Source organism: Nocardia sp. NPDC060220, assembly GCF_042727815.1.
GTDB lineage: Bacteria > Actinomycetota > Actinomycetes > Mycobacteriales > Mycobacteriaceae > Nocardia.
In genome coordinates, this window is record NZ_JBHWZY010000377.1 from 1 (window position 1) to 6,447 (window position 6,447).

The 6,447-nt window shown below is 66.0% G+C and carries 7 protein-coding genes; 4 read left to right on the forward strand and 3 right to left on the reverse strand.

Translation table 11 applies throughout. From position 1 onward, the window contains the following. The coding region (locus tag ACFWF3_RS19935) for a tetratricopeptide repeat protein (protein ID WP_379314803.1) at positions 1 to 1,348 on the forward strand (1,348 nt) is incomplete at its 5' end. Here ACFWF3_RS19935 and ACFWF3_RS19940 read toward each other — a convergent pair. Beyond that, the gene (locus ACFWF3_RS19940) at positions 1,308 to 1,835 is read right to left on the reverse strand and encodes a DinB family protein (RefSeq protein ID WP_379314804.1); all 528 of its coding nucleotides are present in this window, start codon (positions 1,833 to 1,835) and stop codon (positions 1,308 to 1,310) included. The two genes, ACFWF3_RS19935 and ACFWF3_RS19940, sit on opposite strands and share 41 nt — an antisense overlap. A gap of 89 nt (positions 1,836 to 1,924) precedes the next feature. Here ACFWF3_RS19940 and ACFWF3_RS19945 point away from each other — a divergent pair, with 89 nt between their 5' ends. Then, positions 1,925 to 2,884 (forward strand): helix-turn-helix transcriptional regulator, encoded by a 960-nt coding sequence (locus ACFWF3_RS19945; protein ID WP_379314805.1) that lies wholly within the window; start codon positions 1,925 to 1,927, stop codon positions 2,882 to 2,884. Positions 2,885 to 2,921: 37 nt separating this feature from the next. Then, complete coding sequence (locus tag ACFWF3_RS19950) at positions 2,922 to 3,299, forward strand: hypothetical protein (protein WP_378626273.1); 378 nt, start codon at positions 2,922 to 2,924, stop codon at positions 3,297 to 3,299. Between the two features lie 6 nt (positions 3,300 to 3,305). Here the strand turns inward: ACFWF3_RS19950 and ACFWF3_RS19955 are convergent, their stop codons facing one another. Together ACFWF3_RS19955 and ACFWF3_RS19960 are read right to left on the reverse strand one after the other, a co-directional pair. Continuing rightward, positions 3,306 to 4,577, reverse strand: a complete 1,272-nt coding sequence (locus ACFWF3_RS19955; RefSeq protein WP_379314806.1) for a hypothetical protein — start codon at positions 4,575 to 4,577, stop codon at positions 3,306 to 3,308. After that, the gene (locus ACFWF3_RS19960; RefSeq protein WP_056812051.1) at positions 4,574 to 4,789 is read right to left on the reverse strand and encodes a hypothetical protein; all 216 of its coding nucleotides are present in this window, start codon (positions 4,787 to 4,789) and stop codon (positions 4,574 to 4,576) included. The genes ACFWF3_RS19955 and ACFWF3_RS19960 overlap by 4 nt, the downstream gene beginning before the upstream one ends. A gap of 521 nt (positions 4,790 to 5,310) precedes the next feature. Here ACFWF3_RS19960 and ACFWF3_RS19965 point away from each other — a divergent pair. Further along, positions 5,311 to 6,447, forward strand: a 1,137-nt coding sequence (locus ACFWF3_RS19965; protein ID WP_379314807.1) for an ATP-binding protein, incomplete at its 3' end; no start/stop codon positions are given.

Here is a 6,447-nt window from a genome sequence, read left to right on the forward strand (position 1 = left end):
GGCCGACGTCTCGCTGCGCAGCGCCCGCGCCATGCTCGAGGACCTCCTCGACGCGCACCTCGTCCAGCAACCGGCTGACGGCCGCTACCGCCTCCACGACCTGGTCCGCCAGCATGCCCGCACCGCCACCTTCGAACACGACACCCCCGCCGACCGTGAACGCGCACTACACCGCATCCTCGACTACTACGTGCACACCGCGGCCGCCGCCGACGGCGCCATGCCGTTCCTGTCGCCGACCCGCCCGGTCTCGGCCGGCGCACCGCCCGCCGAACTGCCGCGGTTCCCCGGCCGCGACGCCGCGTTCTTCTGGTTCGTCTCCGAGTACACCAACCTGATGGCCGTGTTCTACGCCGCCGTCGAAGTCGGCGCCGACACCCACGTCTGCGAATTGCCGCGCTTCATGCGCGCGTTCTTCGCCCGCCGGTGCGGCACCACACATCTCAACGCGCTCTTCGAGCAATCCCTCACCGCCGCACAGAATCTCGGCGACCCACGCCAACTCGCCGAAGCTCACAGTGACCTGGGTTTCGCCCGATACAACGCAGGGCGGATGACCGAAGCGGCCGCCGCGTACGCCGCGGCCGCACCCCTGGTGGCCGCAGTGGGTGACCCGCTACCCCGAGCCGAACTGACGATGCGCTGCGCCCAATTGCGCTGGGACGAAGGCAGTATCGAAGAACCACTGGAACTGTTCCGCCAAGCCCGCGACCTCTACGCCACCGGCGGCTGCCCGACGAGCGCCGCCGACGCCATCGCCAGCGAAGCCTGGGCCCTGCTCCAATTGGGTCATCGCGAACAAGCCGTCCAACTCGCCCGCGAAGCCCTCGCGATCCCCGCGGTCAACCCCTCGCTGCAGGCCCAGATCACGCTCGGCGTAGCGATCGCGGCGGACGAACCCGCGCAAGCCCTGGACCACCTCGACCAGGCCCTCGCCCTCGCTCGCGAGGACGGCCACAAACACAACGAAGCCTGGTGCCTGAACTGCCGGGGCGTCGCCCTGCGTGAAATGGGTCGCTACGACGAAGCCCTCGCCGGTCACCGTGAGGCCTTCGCCCTCTTGGACGCCCTTTTCGAGGATCACTGGAAGATCCACTTCCTCAACGGCTACGCCGAAACCTGCCGCCTCGCAGGACTTCCCGAACAATCCCTCGACCTCTACCGCGAAACCCTGTCCCTGGCACCGAGACTGGGACATCGCTTCGAGGAGGCGACAGCGCACCAGGGCATTGCCGACGTTCTCGACGCGACGGACCCGGCTGCCGCCACCGAACACCGTGCGGCGGCCGAGTCCCTGTTCGCCGAGATCACCCCATCGACTTCGCTCCGTCCAGCGATTCACGAATGATGTCGGCGTGCCCGGAGTGCTGGGCGGTCTCGGTCATGATGTGCATCAGCGTGCGGCGGGCGGTCCAGCGTCCGCCGGGCTCGAACCACGGGGCCTCCGGCAGGGGCTGACTCACGTTCAGATCCGGGAGGGTGCGCACGAGCTCGTCGGTGCGTGCGGCCACCCGCTCGTACTCGGCCAGGACGCCCTCGAGCGTGTCGCCCGGCAGCATCCGGAAGATCTCGCCCCACTGCGCGAGCTGTTCCTCGGTCATCGAGGAGAAATCGGGGGCTTCCGCGGGCCCGTTGAGGATGAAACCCGCCCAATTCGCTTCCACCGCGGCCACATGCTTGATCAGTCCGCCCAGACACAGCTCGCTGACGGTCGTGCGCAGACCCGCCTGCTCGTCGGTGAGGTCGCGGACAGTGAAGCGCAGGAAGTGCCGGTGCTTGGCGAGCATCTCGAGGATGTCGGTGCGCTCGGTGTCGATCTGGGTGCTCGTGGTCATGTCCGGGTCCTTTGCTTGTCGGTGTTGTGAAACCCAAGGTAGAACCCATTGCGGCCAGTTTCTGACCGCAATTGCGAGATACTCGGAATATGGCCGATACGAGCGCACGCACCCTCCGACTGCTGTCGCTGCTGCAGACCCACCGGTCCTGGTCCGGCACGGAACTGTCCGAACGTCTGCGTGTTTCGGCCCGCACCCTGCGCCGCGACATCGACCGCCTTCGCGAACTCGGCTACCCCGTCGACGCGCGCCCCGGCGTCGACGGCGGCTATCAGCTGGCCGCGGGCGCGGCCATGCCACCCCTGGTCCTCGACGACGACGAAGCCGTCGCCATCACCGTCTGCCTGCAAGCCGGTTCTCAGGGTGCGGGCGACGGCCTGGCCGAACCGTCCATCCGCGCACTCGGCAAATTGGTGACCGTCCTGCCCACCCGCCTACGCCGCCGCGTCGACGCCTTACGCGCCATGACCGAATCCACCGCCTGGACCGCCGTCCCCCTTTCCGACGTGGACCCCGCCGTCCTCACCGATCTGGCCCTCACCTGCCGTCGCGAAGAACGCCTGACCTTCACCTACACCGCCGCGGACGGCCGCACCAGTGCCAGGGAAGTGGAACCCCACCGTCTCGTCTCCCTGGGCCGGCGCTGGTACCTCGTCGCCTACGACCTCACCCGCCACGACTGGCGCACCTTCCGGGTCGACCGCCTCACCGGCTCCGCGAGCACCGGCGCCCGCTTCCGCCCCCGCACCCTTCCGGCCCCGGACGCCGCCACCTTCGTCCACAACGCCATCGGCGCCCGCCGTTCCGGCTATATCGTCACCGCCGAAATAGCAGCCCCGGCCACCGACGTCCACGCCCGAGTGGGCCGCTGGTGCACCATCACCGCCCTCCCCGACAACCGCACCCACATAGAAATGACCGTCGACGAGCTCGACTGGCCGATCCTGTTGCTGGGCAAGGTAGGAGCAGATTTCCGCGTTCTCGGCCCGCCGGAACTGGTTGCGCAGCTGCGGGAGTGGGGGAGCCGCTTCACCCGCACTCAGCCATGAGTTCGCCCCGTCTGCGTCGGCGCGCTATACCTAACCCATGAATCTGTCCCAGCTGAGCTCGGCGATCGAGGCGGCTGTCGCCCAACATCTCAACGAACTCGGCAAAGCGGTCGGATTGTTGCCGTTGACCTGGTTCGTGGCGCCGTCGGTGACCAGCGATGACAGCATGGAGGCCGTCCTGTCTGTGGAAGGTCAAGCCGGTAGCCATCTTTCGCAGCACCCGGGCCGGGTGGTCGATCAATGGGCCGATGTCCTCGGACTACGCCGGGTGTTCTCTCCGACCCCCGGCGTGCATGCGGTGGAAGGTCTCCTCGAGCCTCAGCCCGGTGACTATCGGTTCGAGATCCGCATCTGGGGTGTCGTCGACCCCGCTGTGCTGCACGCCCAAAGAGATTGGGGCCGATGGCAGGGCTGACCCGAGTCAGCCTCGATACCGCCCCTTCTGCCGCCGCTGATAGAACAGCAGATCCACCTCCACCGGCTCGACCAGTGCCGTGATCTCGGCCAACCTGGTGTCGTATCGGAGCTCGGTGATGCACCGATGCAGATAGGCCCGCCGTTCCGGCCCCAACTGCGCCCAGATCGACCCGAACCGCGACTGCCCCCGCTCCCCGGAAACCGCCACCAGATCGAGTAACGCAGGCCAGCAACCGGTTTCGGTCGCCCGCGCGGGCAACTCCGCCACCGCGGACTCCGAGAGCAGAGCCAGCGCGTACCCCACAGCGCTCCTGACATCGTCATCCATCCGCGACATCAACGTGAACAACCCACGCCAACTCTCCGCATCGCCGCGCCCATCCATCGGCGCGACCAGATCCACCCCGACATCCGGATCGCTGAACACCGGATTGCCGACCAGCGTCCACAGCCCCAGCGGCGTGAGATACCCGGCCAGGGTGAGGAATTCGGGAACCGCCCCGAGCGCGAGCGCGTTGCGCACCAACCGCGCGACATCACCGGGCTGCGCATTCCCGAACAGAATGTCACCGACTCGGCGGATCACATCGGGCGCGCACCGGGAAAACACCGACAGCGCAGCATGCTGCAGGTCGGGAGAACCCGCCAACACCGTCTGCGTCATCCGCGGCACCCGCCGATGCGGCCCATCCAGCAGTTGGCGAACCACCGCACTGAGCACGTCGACGTCGTAGGAGAACGCAGCCGAGAAGATCAGCCCCGCGTCATCGCGCACCCCCGCCTCGACCGCCGCGATCAATTCCGGTGTCGCACAGGACAAGAACGGGCCGGCTGTCACATAGTCCTGCCGCCGCAGCAACTCGTTCACGATGTCGACGATCGGCCCCGGCGCCATCTGATCGGCCAGTTGCTCGATGGCCCGTGGATCGAGATAGGGCGCACAATCCGCCGCGTACCCCGCCTCGAGCATCGTCAACGTCTCCGCCGCCTTGCCCGGATGATCCAACCCCACCGACCCCGCCGCCCGCCCCGTCATCATCGGCGGAACCAGCTTCTGCACCAGCGGAATCGAGATCGTCAACGGAATGAACGGCACCAGCGCGCTGATCCGCCGAAACGTGTCCGTGTGCTGATCGAACAACACCCCCGAGATCTGCTGATGCAACGCATGCAGCCGATCGGCCCCCAGATACCGCAGGTGATCCAACCGCTGCGGATGAACATGCAATGTCCGCGCCAGCAGAATCAACTGCGCCCGCGTAGTCAGGTCCGTCATCTGCCGCCGAACATGATCTTCTTCGTCACCCGGCGCAACGGCCGCGGCAACGCGGAGACCATCGAATCGATGGACTTGTCCAACGCGGCCGCCTCGAACGTACTCGCGGCCCTCATCAACTCGAACAGATCCCGAGCCTCATCCGCCGGCAACTGCTCCAGCGCGGGCAATGTCTCCGGCAAGCCACCTTCACGGTCACTTCTGACAGTCATGCGGCTCCTGGGTAACGCGATCCTCTACTCCGAGGGTCCCCCTTCCCGCCGCCACGCGCCAGAACTTCGCCGAATCACTGTGCATGGCAACGAAAACCCCAGCCCAGGTACATGTGAACAGACGTACCACTATCTGACAGCCGACCTGCGGTTCATACGATCGTTGATGTCGGCAAGCGCGTCGATGCACTACTGCCAACTTCCGGGCGTGCGCGCTCGATGGCCCTCGTCGATTTCGAACTCACGAGGTATCGGTGCTCGCGGCACATCCTCATCGACCGGGTGTCTGCGATGTCGTCGACCGAGTTGCTCGGTGCTGTTGCGACGGCGCCGTCCGACCAGCCGCCTGTCTCCCCGCGCCTGCCGCAGAGTTCGCTTGTAACAAGGCACACGTCGCCGCTGATCAACTCGGAGAGTTCGACAACTATTCGTGCTGGTGACTTGGGGCGGCGATGACGGCAGACTGGCAGTTCGATGTGCCTACGGCAGGGCAGAAGCATCTACCGCCGGACGCTCGATACATGGAAGCGCTGACCAGTCAGGGCTACGGGTTCGAAGCCGCCGTTGCCGACCTTGTGGACAACTCGATCGACGCAGGCGCGAAGGACGTGGTCATCCACTTCCTCCGGGACGGCGACGACCTGTTGAGCCTGCTCATCATCGATGACGGCGTCGGTATGACCGAAGACGAACTCGAGGTCGCGATGACGGTCGGCGGTCGGCGCAACTATGCGGCGGATTCCCTCGGCATGTTCGGCACCGGCTTGAAGTCCGCGTCGTTGAGTCAGGCCTCGGCCGTCACGGTGGTCAGCCGAACCAAGAAGACCAGGCCTGCGGGACTCCAGTGGGCCATGGAACGGGCGCGCGACGGCTTCCAATGCGACATCGTCGAACCTCGGTATGCCCAGTCGCTGATCGACCGCTACCACCAGTGTCCGATCGAATGGCACGGCACCGTTGTGCGATGGGATGGAGTGAAGGATTTCCCCCGCAACGTCGGCAGCGCACAGACCGGGCGCTACCTCGATCGCATGATCAACCGACTCGGGGCACATCTCGGGCTGCAGTTGCACCGCTTCCTCGCCCGGGACGACTTCAACATCACGATCGCGGTGGAGGACGTGCGAACCGGCACGGTCTACACCAACCTCGGTGTCGTCGGGCTGAACCCGTTCGGGTATCCGGTTACGGGTCACCGCGACTACCCACGCGCGTTCGTTGCCGACATCGATTCGGTCGGAAAAGTCCAGCTCACTGCCCATATCTGGACGCCACGTTCATCGGTGAGCGAGTACAAAGCAGTGGGGAGTGTGCTCGACCGCCAAGGCTTCTACTTCTACCGCCACGGTCGGGTCGTACAGGCTGGGGGGTGGAACAACTATCGGCAGCCCGAACAGCACCTTTCGTTGGCGCGGGTCGATGTCGACCTCCCGAGCACATGCGGCGACGTATTCCGACTGACCGTCAAGAAGGAAGGTGTCGAGGTCTCACCCGAGTTCGTGTCAGCGATCGAGACTGCCGCCGATGACACCGGTCGGTCGTTCGCCGACTACATCAACGATGCTCAGACGGTTTATCGCGAGGCTCGTCAACGATCAGGCTCTACGCGCAAGGCTGTAATTCCACCAGGGCGCGGATTCGCGCGAGCGGTCAAAGAG